Raw genomic sequence first — 15,985 nt, forward strand, 5'->3', positions numbered from 1 at the left:
CAAATGCAAAAACCAAGCGACCAATGGAAGAAACTTCGCTGTGCAGCACTGGAACGCGCGCGCCGCAATATGATTGAACCTTTGGAGGTCGTTCACCTGGCTCTGCTAGGAGCCAGCGCGTTGTACTTGGCCGGATTTCTGCGCCTAAATCTATTCGCTCAAACTGATGAATTTTCGTGGGCTTCCGGCGCCTTCGTTCTGGTAGCAGCCACTGCCGGTCTACTTGTGCCTGTTCTGACTGGATCAGTTTTGACCCTGCGTTTTGCAGATCGCAGGTTGGCTCGCCTGATTGGCGGGTGAAGCAAGAGTCCAGTGTTCACTGTACTACAGTACGAACACGGTTAGGTTGCCAATTATAGCAGCAGCGCATATGTTCACTTTATGTTCCACTCAAAGGTGAAGTAAAATGATGACGATCGGCATCCGGGCCCGGCCCTCTAGCGTGGTCTACGCTGTAGTTGACACGGCTGACGGTAGTATCGTGAACCTTGATGAGATAGTTGTGCCATTGGCATTTGATACACCCGATGCGCTCAAGTACGTCCGGAGCAACTTTCTGGACATAATCCGTGAATACGATGTCCAGCAGGCTGGCATCCGAGCCACTGAACCAAATTCACAACGTATGAACATCCAGAGGCTTCAGATTGAAGGAGTGATCATCGAGGCCTTTGCGAGCAGCCCGCTTAAGGGCTACTATGTCGGTCATATCTCCTCAATTGCATCGCGTTTGGGCCGAACTCGAACAGACCTGAAACCGATGATTGATGGTGACGTCGCCTTCGATGTTGATGACTGGGAGAATATGTCCAAAGAAGAAAGAGAAGCCGTCCTGTGTGCACTTGGAGCTGAACAAAATGCTTAAGCCACACAAAAGAGCTGAGGTTGAGTGGCACGAAATCCGCGAGATTGGGCAAGAGGGTAAGAATTCAACCACGTATGTTGTTGAAGATGTCCAGCTAGGCGCTGAAATCGTTATGAAGAGGATCGCAAAAGCAAAGCTGGATTCTGCCGCTGAATATTTTGATGAAGCTAAGGCTTTGTATGCGACTGCACATCAAAACGTCGTTCCAGTTCTCTACTCCTGCGAAGATGACGAATACGTCTACATCGCGCTACCATTCTATGAAGGCGGTTCGTTGGGATCGCTGATGGCGTCTCGCAATCTTACGGTTCGAGAGATTGTTAGAATATCGTGCCAGCTTTTGTCTGGTCTACACAACATCCACTCGAAAGGCTTGATCCACTTCGACATCAAACCTGACAACATTCTGCTGTCAGAACGCGGCGAAGCTTTGATTTCGGATTTTGGTCTTGCTAAGCAGATGTATGCCGGAGAGGCTTGGCAGGACCAGTTCTATATGCCCATAGCCCCGCCAGAAAGAGTGGTTGGACCACCTTTCAACTTGCAGCATGACATATATCAGTTCGGCCTAACGCTTTATAGGATGTGCTGTGGTGAAGCTTCCGTCAGAGAGCAGTTCGATGCGTTTGGAGGCGACCGAAAGGCTTTTGTAGGAGCACTTGAAAAGGGGACCTATCCAAGCCGATCACTGTTCCCAGAACATATACCTAACCGGCTGAAAAGTGTTGTTATTCAGTGCTTAAAGCCAGATCCAAACGACAGATTCCTTTCTGCCTTGGCAGTCGCAAACGAACTTGCGAAGGTCGATAGTTGCTTTGACTGGATGTATGAGGCCGTTGGAGACGAAAAGCATTGGAAACGGCACGACAATGGAACAGTGAAGAGTTTTACCGTAAGAGGGGATGGTTCAACTGAGTTTTTAACGACAAAGAATGGGAGATCGCGCCGCAAAACTGCTCACTGTAAAGCGACAATGACCCCAACAAAAATACGTGGCGTTCTAAAGAGCGAGGGGTAGTCGATGAAGCGGATCAAGAACAACCCATGCTCATACAAGCGACGTGAGATTAAGGCGTCGGCTTGGAGCGCTCTGGATGCGCGGCGCGATCCAAACTCACGCAAGGATTTGTTGAGCGTGAAGATGACACGGGAAGTAAACGTCACTGTACGCAAGAAACCAAACAAGTAAGTTGCTTCTACTCTAGAATAGACCGCGATTTAGTTTTTTCGGCATAGGCTTGCTATGCGGAACTTTTTATATCTGAACCGTAGAGATTTTCGAGCACTGCATAGATGACACGAGCCGGTGCCCCAACCTCAATACTACCCAGTCTTGGCGCTCGTTCACCGTTATACCAATCGACAACTTCACCTTCTGTCGTTTGCCTAGAGCCCTTTTCAAAAATATCGCGGTAACGTCTTGGCGATATACCAAAAAAGTGTTCGATACTGACCTTTGCACTTTCGGCTGCGTCGGGGCCTACGATGTCTTGGAATAGACTTTCAGTTTTGCTTTTGGGATAGGGTTCAACAAAGACGATCCGCTCGATGCCAGCCCCAATCAGGTGTTTCGCACAGTTGTGACATGGGTAAGTAGTCACAAAAATTGATGCACCTTTAAGCGAACGGCCCAGGCGCGCTGCATCAGACAGAGCATTCATCTCGGCGTGAACCATTCTACCATATTCAGTCACACCAGATACTAAGGAGCCCTTTATTGCTTTTCGGTGGCCATCATTCTGCAAGATACTATCGACATCATGGCCATCAACAATAAGCCCTTGCTTTTGCAAAACACCTAGGAAATCAAAGATTATCCTATTGATTTCATTCTTATTTGCCTCACCACCGAGATCAATGTCACGCTTCTTATTCGTATCTTCGTCCCAGTAGTTTCCCCCTCCGTATTTTGGGACTTCGTTGCAACCGACAGCGATCAAATCGCCCTCGGGCGTCATGATTGCGGCACCGACTTGTCTTGAAAGATCGACCGACCTCAACGACGCAGCTTTTGCCATGTAGCTACCAAATTCATCACGGGTTGGTGCGACATTGTTGCGCCCAAAGAAGGCTTTCAAAAAACGCTGGCTGGACCTTTCGAGAGAATCCTCGGACGCGCCATCAAAAAAAACGTCACCTAGATGAAAAATCTTAGAGATGCGCTGCCCACGTTTGTCGCTTCGTTCGTTTTGATCAGTTGCAATCAGCTTGTCTGCATGGGTTTCGCAGCGGGCGTTGTCCCAACCATGCTGCTCACTACGCAGCCGAGCTACCAAAGACTGTCTGCGTTGCTCTAGCGAAGAAACGACAGAAACTTGAACAAAGCGCTTTCCAAAAACCTTGATGAGCAGTTCGACTTCTTCAGGTCGCTTTAGTTGGTCAATGATGAATGCATGTTCGTCGAGTGGGATGAGCGCTCGCTCGTCTATTTTCTCCTCATCCGTTTCTCCTTGATTTCTTGCAAAGTCTTTTCGAAAATCAACGATCTGTCTGATAGCTTCAGCGGCAAGCACTCCGTTGTTATTGAACGCTTCTCGAAGCTTGTTTCCTTTGAGAATCTTTTCCTCAAGTACGGACTCGGAGCCCCCCTTGACTACGCTTCCTTTCGCCTGCAAGAGCCTGTCCATCTCTGCGCTGAGCGACACTGTCACTGGAGTGTAGTCCAATTTCTTGATCGTCGAAGCCAGAATGTCACGTGCTTGATGGATTGGACATCCAATTGGACCAACCAACCCAAACACCAGTTCGACGCGGTTACTCATTCTGCACTCCTTTAACAACCGGAGCACGAGTGTCGGTCCATCCTTAACCAACGTCAAGGCAAGCATTGATCCATCACTGAAAGTGATTCACAATAGAATCACAACAGGGAGCAGACACAATGGATCAAGAAAAGCAGCAACAACCTCAGCATGAACCAAACGAGGATGCTCTGGCCCGCGATCTGGACAAAGAACGAGCAGAGTTCGAACGGATGGCTGAGCGTCAGTCGGAAGCTTCAAGAGAGTATACACGAGGTAAGCTTCTCTCTGCTTAGGACATGATAGTCAGCTAAGGCATTTACATTTAACAAAAATTTGCTTGCACGGTTGCCCCTCAGCCTTGCAAGAGAGCATGCTGCGAAACATTGTATTGGGTGTTGCGTCTCTTTGTTAGCGTTCATTTATTGAGCTATGTATCACACATTGACACATGTATCGCGATATGATACGCACCCCTCATGATTCAAAGTACCAAGGGCAAACTCGCCGCCAGCGCTGTTAAAGGCAATACGGCAAAGGCTTCCCGGGTGACTTGGTGAAGCGCACGCGTGCGATGCTTTCGGCGCTGGATGCTGCGGTGGTTGTTGAGGATTTGCGGTTCCCGCCCGGCAACCACCTGGAAGAACTGAAAGGGGATCGTGCCGGGCAACACTCCGTGAGGATCAACGGGCAATGGCGCATCTGCTTTGTCTGGACGCCGAACGGCCCCGCCGATGTCGAGATTGTGGACTACCATTGAGAGGATACGCTGATGAGCTTACTTGAAGACCCTATGCACCCCGGTGAGGTCCTGAAGGAGCTTTACCTCGATCCCCTGGAGATGGGGGCCATCGCGTTTGCGCGGCGTCTGGGCGTACCTCGAACGCGGATCGAGCGGTTGATCAAGGGGACGACCGGGATCACGCCTGACACGGCGCTGCGCCTAGCCCGTGTGTTCAACACGACCCCGGCTTACTGGGTGAACTTGCAGACGAATTATGACATGGCTTTAGCGGCCAAGGAAATTGACGTGTCTGGCATCGAACCGCTCGTTGCCGCCTAGTTAATGACGGCTGCCCGAAGGAGAGAGACCTGTGTGTTCTTCGCAGAAGTTCTTCAGCAAAGAACGAACTCCATTTAACCGACACTATTCGCAGCACGAGAAGCTGGTTTGGCTAAGTCGTTGAGCGAAACCTAGCGCTCCCTCAGGACACTATTGGCATGACACGAAAACGAAGATTACAAAAATGGATTACGTCAACCTAGTGTATCTTGAAACGGCTGAAGACACTTTACGCATGCTGGACGATCTGGTCGGACAATTGGCCAGCCCGATTTCTAGGCCGATACTTCGTGGAGTAGGCAACGAAGCATATACCCTGACCCCCTCCGCATTCAGAAAAGAAGGTCAGGTATCACTCTTTCAGATATTGAGGTGCTTTCCCGGATGGAAAGCACACCTTGAGGTAGGTTCTTACAAGTTCCAAGGGCTCGCAGATCCCCGCTCCGCATGGGCCTCCTGGCTGTCTAGCTGTCCCTCAATCTCTCGGCGGCGACTTTCGCTAAGGTCAAGCTCTGCTGCAAGCTCTCGTCCAGCGTCTTGTAGCTCGCCTCGTCGGTCAGCAATCCGTTCAAGGCCTTCATGGATGCGGCCTGCGAACGAATGAGCAAGGCCACGCAGTCTTTCAATCCAGCCAGTTCCCTCTCGATCCTGCCGGTCGAGCGTGTCTCCAAGGCGGTCAAATCCTTCGCGGAGGCCTCTGAGGCCGTCACCAACCGCTCGACGCAGGCGAGCAAGTCGCGTTCCAAGGCTGTCAGTTGGGTCATCTAATCCTCCTCGATGCCAGAGCCATCGTCAGAGGCCTTGTCCGCCAGAAACATGATGATCTGCTTGCGCGTCGCACTCCCAAACTTCCGCTCGGCGCATGCGTTTGCCACGCGCCAGCTCATTGGGAGGCCTCGAAAGCCGCACAGACGTGCGAATTTTGTACAGGTTTTGTACGAGATTTCGGTCGTTTCCGGAGAATTCTGCGGAAAACGAAACGGGTGTTTCTGCACGCTCCTGCAGAACCCCTTGCAAATAAGTCATATTTTTCAGGCAGTTTTGGCGACCCCGGCAGGATTCGAACCTGCAACCTGCCCCTTAGGAGGGGGCTGCTCTATCCAGTTGAGCCACGGGGCCGCTGTGCACCGAATTATCGTTTCAAGCAGCCCTTGTCACCCGTTTCAGCAACCTTCGGGTCGCCCAAATGCTTGAATCCCGCGCGGTTTTGGCGGTAACTCGGACAAACGACTGAAAGGACCCTCCTTGACCGACCGCCCTGCCCGCCCGCTGACCCTGCGCGATGTCTCAGCCGCGTCGGGCGTGTCCGAAATGACCGTCAGTCGCGTGCTACGCAATCGGGGCGATGTCTCGGAAGCGACCCGCAAGAAAGTGCTCGAAGCGGCCAAGGCGCTGGGTTACGTGCCCAACCAGATCGCAGGGTCGCTGGCATCCCAACATGTCAACCTTGTGGCGGTGATTGTCCCGTCGCTCAGCAACATGGTCTTTCCCGAGGTGCTGACCGGCATCAACCAGGTGCTGGAAGATACGCCGTTGCAACCTGTCTTCGGTGTCACGGACTACATGCGCGACAAGGAAGAGCGGGTGCTTTACGAAATGCTGTCCTGGCGCCCATCCGGCGTGATCATCGCAGGGCTAGAGCATTCGGACGCAGCCCAGGCCATGCTGAAGAATGCAGGCATCCCCGTGGTCGAAATCATGGACACCGATGGCACACCCGTGGACAACATGGTCGGCATCTCGCACCGCCAGGCGGGGCTGGACATGGCCAAGGCGATCCTCAAGCAGGGGTATTCCCGGATCGGGTTCATGGGCACATCGATGCCGCGCGATCACCGCGCCCGCAAGCGGTTCGAAGGTCTGACAGAGGGCCTGGCCAAGGCCGGGATCGAGATTGAGGCCCGCGACTTTTATGAAGGCGGGTCGGCCCTGGCCAAGGGGCGCGAGATGACCAAAACGATGCTTGACGCGAACCCCGAACTGGATTTCCTGTATTATTCCAATGATATGATCGGTGCCGGTGGCCTGCTTTACCTGCTGGACGAAGGGATCGATGTGCCCGGCCAAATCGGGCTGGCGGGGTTCAACGGGGTTGAATTGTTGCAAGGGTTGCCCCGCCAACTGGCCACGACAGATGCCTGTCGGTTAGAGATCGGGCGCGCAGCGGCAGAGATTATTCGCGATCGCAACGCCGACGGCGCAGATCCGGACCCCAGGCACATCACGCTCAAGCCCACCATTTCCTATGGCGACACATTGCGCCGCGCCCTGCGGACGTGACGCCCTTTGCCCTGACGAACACGCAAGCGCGGCGCGTTTTTCTGGACCGGCACGCCCTGTCAGACACGCCCGCCGGCCCCGCCCGTGGCGCAGCCCTGCTGGATCTGATCACGCGCCTTGGCTTTGTGCAGCTTGACAGTATCAACACCGTTGCCCGCGCCCACGATCTGATCCTGTTTGCCCGCAAACCCCAGTACCGCCCCAAGAACCTGCGCACTCTCTATGAACGGGACCGGGCGCTGTTTGAACATTGGACGCATGATGCCGCGGTGATCCCGAACGCGTTCTACCCCTATTGGCATTTGCGCCGTGAACGGGATGCCGCGCGATTGCGCGACAAGTGGAGCGCGTGGCGCCGCGAGGGGTTCGAGGACAAGTTTCAGCCTGTCCTGGACCGTATTCGCGAACAGGGTCCGTGCTGCTCGGGCGATGTGGGCGAGGGGGAAACACGCGGGTCCGGCGGCTGGTGGGACTGGCATCCGTCCAAGACTGCGCTGGAATACCTTTGGCGCAGCGGCGCGCTGCAGGTGGTCAGGCGGGAAGGTTTTCAGAAATACTATGACCTGACCGAACGGGTGATGGACGCCCGCACCATCGGCAATGCGCCGGATACCGAAGAAACCATCGATTGGTGCTGCCGTGCGGCGCTGGACCGGCTGGGCTTTGCCACCCATGGTGAACTGTCTGCGTTCTGGGATCACATCAGCCCGGCCGAAGCGAAGGACTGGTGCACACGGGCCCTTGCCGCGGGACGCATCGTGCACGTGACGGTTGCAGGTGCGGATGGCGTCGCCCGCCCTGCCTTTGCCTGGCCGTCGCTGCCCGATGACCCCGCGTTGGACTGCCCGCCCACCGCGCGGCTGCGCGTGCTCAGCCCGTTCGATCCGGCCTTGCGCGACCGCAAACGGGCCGAGCGGTTGTTCGGGTTCGCCTACCGGATCGAGATTTTCGTCCCGGAACCCAAGCGCACCTATGGCTACTATGTATTCCCGCTGATGGAAGGCGACCGGCTGGTGGGCCGCGTCGATATGAAAGCACATCGCGCCGATGATGTTCTGCGTATCCGCGCCCTGTGGCCCGAGCGTAAAGTGCGGTGGGGCAAGGGCCGGCAGGCCGCGTTCGAGAGTGAGCTGGACCGGATCGTCAGGCTGGCCGGTGTCTCTGCCTTCACCTTCGAAGATGGCTGGTTGCGGGACGCGCTTTAGCGTTGCGCCCGCAATCAAAGCGCTTACCCTGCGCCGCATGAATGACGTCACCGCATACACGCCCAAGGTCAGGTCGGTTGGCCTGGACGGTGTGCTTGTGACCTTTGGCGACAGCGCAACAGACGCCGCAAACAGGGCCGCCATTGCCTTTCGCGACGCCGTAGACGCGCAGGGTTGGACAGAGGTCAGCGAAAGTAGCAGCACGTTGGTGTCGGCGTTCTTTCGGGTGGACCTGTCCGCATATCGGTTCGACTCCCTCGCACACCGGTTGGAGGAGGTTCTGAACACGAAGGACTGGTTTGACGCAGGCTTGCCCGAGGGCAGGACCCTTTGGACAATACCCGCTGTTTTCGGATCGGACCGCGCCCCGCAATTTGCGGAAGCCGCAGATGCCGCGGGGCTGAGCGAAGCAGAGGCCTTGCGCGACATGACGTCAACGCGGCTGCGGGTGCTGACGCTGGGGTTTGCGCCCGGGCAGCCCTATCTGGGCACGCTGGGCGAGGCCTGGAACATCCCACGGCAGAAAGAACTGACGCCGAATGTCCCGGCTGGTGCACTGGTCGCGGCGGTGCGCCAGATTTGCCTTTTTGCCAAGGATACCCCGACAGGATGGCGACATGTCGGGCAATCGGCCTTTGCCTGTTTCTGTCCCAGCGGGGACACGCCTTTTCCGCTGGCACCGGGGGACGAGGTGCAATTTGCCGATGTTTCGGCAGTTGAACTGGCCCGGATCGAGGCAACCGTGACCGATGGCACAGGCGGTGCAACGCGGGACATCATCGGATGACGGCGCTGGTGGTTCATCAGGTTGGACCCGGCGTTGCCGTGCAGGATCTGGGCCGTGAGGGTTTTCTCGCCAAAGGATTGACACGTGGCGGTGCAGCGGACCGGTTGGCCGTACACGAAGGCGCCGCATTGCTCAAGCAATCCAAGGACTTGGCTGTTCTCGAGATGGTTGGCACAGGCGGGTCGTTCGCGGCGACAGAGGATGTACGCATCGCCCTGTCCGGTGCGGAAATGACCGCGCAGATCGATGGCGCGGCCGTGGCCTGGAACGCCAGTCACATGGTCCCCGCGGGGGCGACGCTGGTCATCGGGCCAACGCGCGTTGGCACCTATGGTTACCTGCATGTCGGTGGCGGTTTTGCCACTGAACCCATGCTTGGATCCCGCGCGACGCATCAATCCTGCGGGTTGGGGGCGCTTGTCGCAGCCGGGGAACACTTGCCAATCGGCGACGATCAGCGGCGCGATGTCGGCCTGACATTGCCCCGCGACACCCGGTTTGGCGGCGGCACAGTGCGCATTGTCCCCAGCATGCAAACTGCTGATTTTCCTGATGAAACACGCGCGCGCTTTGAGGCGACGACGTTTCGCAGGGACCCGCGTGCCAACCGTCAGGGCATCCGTCTCGACAGTGATGGCGCAGGGTTTGCCAGCCCAAGTGCGCTTGGCATTGTGAGCGAGGTCATCGTTCCGGGCGACATCCAGATCACCGGCGATGGCACGCCGTTTGTCCTGATGGCCGAAAGCCAGACAACCGGGGGCTACCCCCGTATCGGAACGGTTCTGCCTTGCGATCTGCCGCGCGTCGCCCAGGCGCCCGCTGGCGCGTCCTTGCAATTCCAGTTCGTCGAACTGGAGGACGGCGCGGCCATCGAGGCGCGGGCGCGGGCCGCCTGGGCCGCGCTGCCCAAGGCCGTGACCCCGCTTGTGCGCGACCCGGCTGACATGCAGGATTTGCTGAGTTATCAATTGGTTGGCGGCGTCGTGTCTGCAACCGATGCGCTGTTGGATGAAGGATAAAAACATGCAAGTCGATCTGAACGCCGATATGGGCGAAAGCTTTGGTCCCTGGACAATGGGCGATGATGCCGCCCTGTTGAACACGGTGACGTCGGCCAACATCGCCTGCGGGGCGCATGCCGGGGACCCGGATGTGATGGCCGCGACGATGGGGATTGCCCTGGAGAAGGGGGTTGGCATCGGATCGCATCCCGGCTTTGCCGACATTCAGGGGTTCGGGCGGCGGCGCATTGATATGCCATTGAAATCGCTTCAGAATTCGATCCGCTGTCAGGTGGGTGCGACGCTTGGCATGGCCAATGCGCTGGGGGCGACGGTCCGTCACATCAAGCTGCATGGCGCGCTTGGCAACATGACGTCGGAGAATGAAGACATGGCGCGGGGCTGTTACGAGGCGGCGCTGTCGGCGCATCCGGATGCGATCATCATGGTGCTTGCCGCCACAGCGCAGGAGCGCGCGGCGCGCAGCCTTGGGGCGCGGTTTGCGTGCGAGATTTTTGCAGACCGGGCATATAATGACGATGCCACGCTGGTGGACCGTCGCAAGCCCGGGGCCATCATCCATGATGCTGAAATTGCAGGAAAAAGAATGGTCGAGATGGTGAAGGCGCAGGCCATCATCACCGACAGTGGCACGCGGATCGAGACACCGATCGACACGATCTGCTGTCATGGGGACACGCCGGAAGCGGTGGACATCGCCGCCTCGGTCCGGAGGACGCTGGAGGCTGAGGGGATCGCCGTCAAGGCGTTTGAGGGGCGGACGGGGTAGCGTACGCGCAACGGTTCATCCGATTTCGGCGCGCGGGACCGCAAAAGCCGGGTTAACGCCATAAAAACAACGCGAATCCGCGATGCACAACCCGTACACAACCTGTGCACAGGGCGTGCACCGACGGTACACCGGAACGTGGGTTAACGCAGCGCGCGGTCGGATGTGTTAATCATCGGTTAACGGCGGGCGGTGCGCAGTGAATGCGCACCCTACACCAGTTCGGCGTCCGTCATGATCTCGACCAGGGCGGGGCCATCGACGGCCAGCGCTTTCTGCAACGCCGCTTCGATGGCGTCGGACGACACCACCTTTTCGCCATGCGCGCCACAGATCTTGGCAAAGGCCGCGAAGGACGGGTTGTGCAGGGACGTTTCCCATACCGGCCATTCACCGGATTTCTGTTCCTTGGTGATCTTGCCCAGCTCGCCGTTGTGCAGCAGCACGTGGGTGATATCCATGCCGTATTTCACAGCGGTCGTCAGTTCCATGGCGTATTGACCAAAGCCACCGTCGCCGGAGATCGAGATGATCTTGCGCCCTTTCAACCACTCGAAATCCTGTGTGGCCGCCCATGCACCCATCGCGGCGGGAAAGCCGAAGCCGATGGAGCCGAGATAGCCGGACATGAGAACGCGCTGGCCCTTCGTCTCGAAGTACCGCCCGAAGGAATAGGTATTGTTGCCCACGTCCACGGCGATGATCGCATCCTCGGGCGCCACGCGGCTGAGTGCGTCGAAGATGGCGAAGGCGTGGATGCCCTTGGCTGTTTCCTCTTCCATCCTGCTGCGTTTTTCCTTGCGCCAGATGTCCCAGCGGTCGGCCAGCTCGGCGATCTGGTCGTCGGCGTCGGCGGATTTCTTGAGGCCCGGTGTGATCGCGTCGCAGAACGCCCCGATCTCGGACCAGATGGGCAGGTCGACGGGGTGGAACTTGCCCAGTTGCATGCGCTCGTAATCGACCTGGATGATGGGTTTCGACGGTTCGATCCCGGTGTGGTTCGAAAAGGAGGTGCCGAGGGTCAGGATCAGGTCCGCCTCGTTCATGAACCATGACGCGATGGGTGTGCCGGAGCGGCCCAGGACGCCGGCGGCGTTCGGGTGGCTGTCGGCCAGCAGGCCCTTTCCCTTGAACGTGGTCAGGACCGGCGCGCCAAGGGTTTCGGCGAGTTTGGTGATCGCCCCCATATGCGCCCACGCGCCGAAGCCGATCACCAGAATGGGACGCTTGGCCCTGTTCAGCAGCTTCAAGGCATCCCACACGTCGTCCTCGGTTGGCTTGATCGCGACCCGGCCCATACGGCCATCCGGTGTGGACGCAGGCGCATCTGACGGGTTCGTCTGCATGTCATCCGGGAAGATCAGGTGGGCCACGTCCTGTTGCACGACCGCGTTTTTCATCGCCAGCGACACCAGTTCAGCGTGCTTGGAGGTGCTGAGCACCGTCTGGCTGAACTTGGTCACCGCATCGAAGGCCGAGGCCAGGTCGATGTCCTGGAACGCGCCGGGGCCGAAGACCTGGGTTTGCACCTGCCCCGTGAGGGCCAGCACGGGCGCGCGGTCCACCTTGGCGTCCCAGAGGCCGGTGAGCAGGTTGGTTGCCCCCGGCCCCGCGATGGTCAGGCAGGCGGCGGGGTGGCCCGTCAGCTTGCCATAGGCCGACGCGGCAAAGGCGGCGGCCCCTTCGTGGCGGATGCCCACATATTTCATCTCGCCCGCCTCGACCCGCAGGCGGATCGCATCGGCCAGACCGAGGTTCGAGTGGCCCACCATGCCGAAGACATGTTTGAGGCCCCAGTTCACCATGCTTTCGGCCATCTGGTCCGACACGGTGCGTTCGTGTGGCGGTTCGGGTTCGAGCCCCACAAATATCTCGTCATCCTCGATCCTGAGCGGATAGATTTTTTGCCCCGTATCCTCGTGCCCGCCCGGAGGGGCACCGGTCAGCGGGTCAAAGTCCCAGCCGTGCCAGGGGCAACGGATCCAGCATTTGCCGCCTTCGCCCTTTTCGATCGATCCTTCGCCCAGGGGACCCCGCTGGTGGGGGCAATGATTGTCCATCGCGGCCCATTGCCCGTCGAAATGCGACAGGCAAATGGAGACCGTGCGCGCGGTGACCGTTTTGACCCGCCCTTCGGGCAAGTCGCCGGTATGTCCCACCGAGATCCAGTCGAGCGTTTCGGTCATGCTACTCCTCCAAACGGGACGCCCGATATGTCGGACATGTCTTTCTTCCAGGTGGTCAGGTCATCTGCGTTGAACTTGGACAGGTGGTCGTGGCCGCAGGCGCGGGCCATGACCTGCATCAGTTCGGTGCTGGCTTCGAAGAAGTTGGCCAGTTGGCGGGCCGATTTTTCGACGACCAGCCGGTTCACAAGATGCGGTTTCTGGCTGGCGATGCCGACGGGGCAGTTGTTGGTGTGGCAGGCGCGCATGGCGATGCAGCCGATGGCCTGCATGGCAGAGTTCGACAGCGCAATGGCGTCGGCCCCCAATGCCAGCGCCTTGATGAAGTCCGCCGGTTTGCGCAGCCCACCGGTGATGACCAGCGACACGTCGTGCCGGTCGAGCCGGTCGAGATGCGCGCGGGCGCGGGCCAGTGCGGGGATCGTGGGCACGCTGATATTGTCGCGGAAGATGATCGGGGCCGCGCCCGTGCCGCCACCGCGCCCGTCCAGGATGATGTAATCGACGCCGACCTTGAGGGCCGCGTCGATGTCCTTTTCGATATGCTGCGCCGACAGCTTGTAGCCGATGGGGATACCGCCGGTCCTGTCGCGCACCTCGTCCGCGAAGTCCTTGATCTGCGCGGGGTCCGTCCAGTCGGGAAAGCGCGCCGGGGAAATGGCGTCTTGCCCTTCCTCCAGCCCGCGCACTTCGGCGATTTTGCCGTGCACCTTGTTGCCGGGCAGGTGGCCGCCGGTGCCCGTCTTGGCCCCTTGCCCCCCCTTGAAGTGGAAGGCCTGGCACTTTTGCACCTTGTCCCACGAGAACCCGAACCGGGCCGACGCGAGTTCGTAGAAGTAGCGCGAATTGGCCTCTTGTTCCTCGGGCAGCATCCCGCCTTCGCCAGAGCAGATACCGGTTCCGGCCAATTCCGCGCCGCGCGCCAACGCCAGCTTGGCAGGTTCCGACAGCGCGCCATAGGACATGTCAGAGACAAAGAGCGGGATATCGAGGCGCAAGGGTTTTTGCGCGTTTGGTCCGATCACCACATCGGTGCCAACCGGGTCATCGTCCAGCAGCGGGGGCTTGTGCAGCTGCGCGGTCAGCAGTTGGATGTCGTCCCAATCGGGCAATTGAACCCGAGGCACGCCCATGGCGTCCACCTTGCCATGATGGCCGGTTTTGGACAGGCCATCGCGGGCGTATTGCTGGATCAGACCGGTATAGGGTTCTTCCTCGGTCCCGTGGGACGTGTCGGCATAAAGGCCCAAATACGCATCGCGATTGAACGGCTGCGGGTTGGCGTGACCCCATGCATTGATTTCGTGCGCGTCGACGCAGATATCGTCACCCTCGACCCAGCATTTGAACTTGGGCAGCGCTTCGTCATTGGCGTATTCGCTGACCCCACTGTGCAGACGGTAGTCCCAATCGTGCACGCCGCATATCAAGTTATTGCCACGAACAAATCCGTCGGACATGAGCGCACCCCGGTGCAGGCAACGGCCGTAGAAGACGGAGATGTCGTCATCAAATCTGACAACGACCAGATCGACCTCCCCCACGATGGCATAGGCAGGGCTTCGGTCGGGCAGCGCCGAAAGCTGCGCCACGATTTCTTTTTGCATAGGGTCTTCCACTGTCGTCTGTCAGATCAGGCTGACATATACATCCGTGAAAAGCACCTCACAATTTTCGCCAGACCTGTCAGATGACGCGGGCGACCAGCGATTGGATCGCCGCTTCGAACCGGGTGGCATCCCTGGCGGCGCGCGCCATGATCTGCGCCCCTTCCACCTGCGCCATGGCCGCGCTCGCCTCTGCGCGCGGGTCGGTGACGTGCCGCAGGCTGCCATCGGCTTGCGCAAGCCGGAACACGGGTTCCAGCCATGCGGTCACGTCGCGGTGGAATGCGGCCAGTTCCGCGCGTGCGGCGTCGGGCAGCGCCCTTTGCGTGACGGACAGCGCCACGCACAGACACAGGCTGCGCCCGCCATCCGACGCTGCGCGGTAAAGGTCCAGAAACGCAAGCACCCGTGCCCCCGCCGTCGGCTCGGCCTGCGATATCCCGTGTAGCTTTTCCAGAAAGACACCCCGATACCGCGCAATCAGGGCAAGCGACAGATCGGCCTTTGCCGGAAAGTGGTAGTGCACCGACGCCTTGCGAATCTCTGTGCTGAGGGCGAGGTCCGCAAAGCTGAAACCGTCGAACCCGCGCGTGCGCGCCAACGTCTCGGCATGGTCCAGCAATCGGGTTTGTGTGTCCATTTGTCTATCTTTTGGTCGGGTTCAAAAAATGTCTATTTTGCGTATTTCTAGAAAAGAGATAGGCATTTCCCTTGCGTTTGCAACAAGAATATCTACCTTATGGTAGGTAATCACATCGGAGGACGACAATGGAACTGAATGCGGACTTCACCCGGACCGTGCGCGTTCTGAACGCAGACAACCCGTGGCGGGCGTCGCCCTCTGCCGGTGTGGACCGCAAGATGCTGGATCGGATCGGGGATGAAGTGGCCCGCGCGACGACCATTGTGCGGTTTGCACCCGGCAGCGCATTTGCCCCGCATACCCATGACGGGGGCGAAGAATACATCGTTCTGGAGGGCGTATTTCAGGACGAGGCGGGGGATTTCCCCGTCGGCACCTATGTCCGCAACCCGCCCACGTCCCGCCATACACCAAGGTCCGAGCCGGGCGCGACGATCTTTGTGAAGTTGTGGCAATTCGATCCGGACGACCGGCAGCATGTGCGGGTCGACATGAATACGGTGGCCACGGCACCGGATGCCGACAGGCCCGGTGTTGAAACGGCGACGCTGTTCGAGGATGCGCACGAACATGTGGCGCTGGAGGTCTGGGCCGCGGGCACCGCCAGCACCCTGACCGCGCCGGATGGGGCCGAGGTGCTGGTGATGGAGGGCAATCTGCATCACGACGGCGCGGCATTGGGCCCGCGTGACTGGGTGCGCCTGTCACCGGGCGACGTGGCCGACATGACCGCTGGTCCGGATGGCGCGCGCCTTTGGACAAAACGCGGGCATCTAAAGACGCTGCTCAAACCCAACGGAATTAAATAGGCCACCAC

The 15,985-nt window shown here is 58.7% G+C and carries 17 protein-coding genes and 1 tRNA gene; 12 read left to right on the forward strand and 6 right to left on the reverse strand.

Annotated features, from left to right (window positions below; genetic code table 11):
- The first annotated feature begins 3 nt into the window (after positions 1–3).
- The 3 genes from Q0844_RS16835 (at position 4) to Q0844_RS16845 (ending at position 1,883) form a co-directional block, all read left to right on the forward strand.
- Positions 4–300, forward strand: a complete 297-nt coding sequence (locus tag Q0844_RS16835) for a hypothetical protein (protein ID WP_299047234.1) — start codon at positions 4–6, stop codon at positions 298–300.
- Positions 301–406: 106 nt separating this feature from the next.
- Positions 407–865 carry a hypothetical protein gene (locus Q0844_RS16840; protein WP_299047237.1) on the forward strand — a complete coding sequence of 153 codons (459 nt, stop codon included), beginning with the start codon at positions 407–409 and terminating at the stop codon, positions 863–865.
- Positions 843–1,883: a serine/threonine-protein kinase gene (locus tag Q0844_RS16845; RefSeq protein WP_299047240.1), complete on the forward strand. Its 1,041-nt coding sequence runs from the start codon at positions 843–845 to the stop codon at positions 1,881–1,883. The genes Q0844_RS16840 and Q0844_RS16845 overlap by 23 nt, the downstream gene beginning before the upstream one ends.
- 223 nt (positions 1,884–2,106) lie before the next feature.
- Here Q0844_RS16845 and Q0844_RS16850 read toward each other — a convergent pair whose 3' ends face one another.
- Positions 2,107–3,627: an anti-phage dCTP deaminase gene (locus tag Q0844_RS16850; protein ID WP_299047244.1), complete on the reverse strand. Its 1,521-nt coding sequence runs from the start codon at positions 3,625–3,627 to the stop codon at positions 2,107–2,109.
- A gap of 119 nt (positions 3,628–3,746) precedes the next feature.
- On the opposite strand from Q0844_RS16850, the gene Q0844_RS16855 reads away from it, so the two are divergent.
- From Q0844_RS16855 to Q0844_RS16865, 3 genes are all read left to right on the forward strand, one after another.
- Positions 3,747–3,902 carry a hypothetical protein gene (locus tag Q0844_RS16855; RefSeq protein ID WP_299047247.1) on the forward strand — a complete coding sequence of 52 codons (156 nt, stop codon included), beginning with the start codon at positions 3,747–3,749 and terminating at the stop codon, positions 3,900–3,902.
- A gap of 260 nt (positions 3,903–4,162) precedes the next feature.
- On the forward strand, positions 4,163–4,366 hold the full coding sequence (locus tag Q0844_RS16860; RefSeq protein ID WP_299047250.1) for a type II toxin-antitoxin system RelE/ParE family toxin: 204 nt from the start codon (positions 4,163–4,165) through the stop codon (positions 4,364–4,366).
- Between the two features lie 12 nt (positions 4,367–4,378).
- On the forward strand, positions 4,379–4,669 hold the full coding sequence (locus Q0844_RS16865) for a HigA family addiction module antitoxin (RefSeq protein ID WP_299047252.1): 291 nt from the start codon (positions 4,379–4,381) through the stop codon (positions 4,667–4,669).
- 464 nt (positions 4,670–5,133) lie between these two features.
- On the opposite strand, the gene Q0844_RS16870 is transcribed toward Q0844_RS16865, so the two are convergent.
- Positions 5,134–5,433: a hypothetical protein gene (locus Q0844_RS16870; RefSeq protein ID WP_299047253.1), complete on the reverse strand. Its 300-nt coding sequence runs from the start codon at positions 5,431–5,433 to the stop codon at positions 5,134–5,136.
- A 278-nt stretch (positions 5,434–5,711) separates the two neighbouring features.
- Positions 5,712–5,788, reverse strand: a tRNA-Arg gene (locus tag Q0844_RS16875).
- Between the two features lie 126 nt (positions 5,789–5,914).
- On the opposite strand from Q0844_RS16875, the gene Q0844_RS16880 reads away from it, so the two are divergent.
- From Q0844_RS16880 to Q0844_RS16900, 5 genes are read left to right on the forward strand one after another with little or no spacing between them, the layout of a single operon-like run.
- Entirely contained in the window at positions 5,915–6,949 is a 1,035-nt protein-coding gene (locus Q0844_RS16880) for a LacI family DNA-binding transcriptional regulator (protein WP_299047254.1), read from the forward strand.
- Positions 6,946–8,154, forward strand: coding sequence for a crosslink repair DNA glycosylase YcaQ family protein (locus Q0844_RS16885; RefSeq protein WP_299047255.1), 1,209 nt, complete (start codon positions 6,946–6,948; stop codon positions 8,152–8,154). Before Q0844_RS16880 ends, Q0844_RS16885 begins: the two co-directional genes overlap by 4 nt.
- Positions 8,155–8,191: 37 nt before the next feature.
- A complete protein-coding gene (locus tag Q0844_RS16890; protein WP_299047257.1) occupies positions 8,192–8,941 on the forward strand; it encodes a carboxyltransferase domain-containing protein in 750 nt (249 codons plus the stop codon).
- Positions 8,938–9,960: a biotin-dependent carboxyltransferase family protein gene (locus Q0844_RS16895; RefSeq protein ID WP_299047258.1), complete on the forward strand. Its 1,023-nt coding sequence runs from the start codon at positions 8,938–8,940 to the stop codon at positions 9,958–9,960. The genes Q0844_RS16890 and Q0844_RS16895 overlap by 4 nt, the downstream gene beginning before the upstream one ends.
- 4 nt (positions 9,961–9,964) lie before the next feature.
- A complete protein-coding gene (locus Q0844_RS16900; RefSeq protein WP_299047259.1) occupies positions 9,965–10,732 on the forward strand; it encodes a 5-oxoprolinase subunit PxpA in 768 nt (255 codons plus the stop codon).
- Positions 10,733–10,944: 212 nt separating this feature from the next.
- Here Q0844_RS16900 and Q0844_RS16905 read toward each other — a convergent pair whose 3' ends face one another.
- The 3 genes from Q0844_RS16905 to Q0844_RS16915 all read right to left on the reverse strand — a co-directional run bounded on the left by Q0844_RS16905 (position 10,945) and on the right by Q0844_RS16915 (position 15,165).
- Positions 10,945–12,918 carry a thiamine pyrophosphate-binding protein gene (locus tag Q0844_RS16905; RefSeq protein ID WP_299047260.1) on the reverse strand — a complete coding sequence of 658 codons (1,974 nt, stop codon included), beginning with the start codon at positions 12,916–12,918 and terminating at the stop codon, positions 10,945–10,947.
- On the reverse strand, positions 12,915–14,525 hold the full coding sequence (locus Q0844_RS16910) for a glutamate synthase-related protein (RefSeq protein ID WP_299047262.1): 1,611 nt from the start codon (positions 14,523–14,525) through the stop codon (positions 12,915–12,917). The genes Q0844_RS16905 and Q0844_RS16910 overlap by 4 nt, the downstream gene beginning before the upstream one ends.
- A 79-nt stretch (positions 14,526–14,604) precedes the next feature.
- Complete coding sequence (locus Q0844_RS16915; protein ID WP_299047266.1) at positions 14,605–15,165, reverse strand: TetR/AcrR family transcriptional regulator; 561 nt, start codon at positions 15,163–15,165, stop codon at positions 14,605–14,607.
- 128 nt (positions 15,166–15,293) lie between these two features.
- Here Q0844_RS16915 and Q0844_RS16920 point away from each other — a divergent pair, with 128 nt between their 5' ends.
- The gene (locus tag Q0844_RS16920) at positions 15,294–15,977 is read left to right on the forward strand and encodes a cupin domain-containing protein (RefSeq protein ID WP_299047268.1); all 684 of its coding nucleotides are present in this window, start codon (positions 15,294–15,296) and stop codon (positions 15,975–15,977) included.
- Positions 15,978–15,985 lie beyond the last annotated feature (8 nt).

The organism is uncultured Tateyamaria sp. (assembly GCF_947503465.1).
GTDB lineage: Bacteria > Pseudomonadota > Alphaproteobacteria > Rhodobacterales > Rhodobacteraceae > Tateyamaria.

Excerpts from the sequence above, each read along its gene's own strand:
- Q0844_RS16835 (WP_299047234.1), top strand. The coding sequence starts at position 4 with ATGCAAAAACCAAGCGACCAATGGAAGAAACTTCGCTGTGCAGCACTG.
- Q0844_RS16840 (WP_299047237.1), top strand. The coding sequence starts at position 407 with ATGATGACGATCGGCATCCGGGCCCGGCCCTCTAGCGTGGTCTACGCT.
- Q0844_RS16850 (WP_299047244.1), bottom strand. The coding sequence starts at position 3,627 with ATGAGTAACCGCGTCGAACTGGTGTTTGGGTTGGTTGGTCCAATTGGA.
- Q0844_RS16855 (WP_299047247.1), top strand. The coding sequence starts at position 3,747 with ATGGATCAAGAAAAGCAGCAACAACCTCAGCATGAACCAAACGAGGAT.
- Q0844_RS16865 (WP_299047252.1), top strand. The coding sequence starts at position 4,379 with ATGAGCTTACTTGAAGACCCTATGCACCCCGGTGAGGTCCTGAAGGAG.
- Q0844_RS16870 (WP_299047253.1), bottom strand. The coding sequence starts at position 5,433 with ATGACCCAACTGACAGCCTTGGAACGCGACTTGCTCGCCTGCGTCGAG.
- Q0844_RS16890 (WP_299047257.1), top strand. The coding sequence starts at position 8,192 with ATGAATGACGTCACCGCATACACGCCCAAGGTCAGGTCGGTTGGCCTG.
- Q0844_RS16895 (WP_299047258.1), top strand. The coding sequence starts at position 8,938 with ATGACGGCGCTGGTGGTTCATCAGGTTGGACCCGGCGTTGCCGTGCAG.
- Q0844_RS16900 (WP_299047259.1), top strand. The coding sequence starts at position 9,965 with ATGCAAGTCGATCTGAACGCCGATATGGGCGAAAGCTTTGGTCCCTGG.
- Q0844_RS16905 (WP_299047260.1), bottom strand. The coding sequence starts at position 12,918 with ATGACCGAAACGCTCGACTGGATCTCGGTGGGACATACCGGCGACTTG.
- Q0844_RS16910 (WP_299047262.1), bottom strand. The coding sequence starts at position 14,525 with ATGCAAAAAGAAATCGTGGCGCAGCTTTCGGCGCTGCCCGACCGAAGC.
- Q0844_RS16915 (WP_299047266.1), bottom strand. The coding sequence starts at position 15,165 with ATGGACACACAAACCCGATTGCTGGACCATGCCGAGACGTTGGCGCGC.
- Q0844_RS16920 (WP_299047268.1), top strand. The coding sequence starts at position 15,294 with ATGGAACTGAATGCGGACTTCACCCGGACCGTGCGCGTTCTGAACGCA.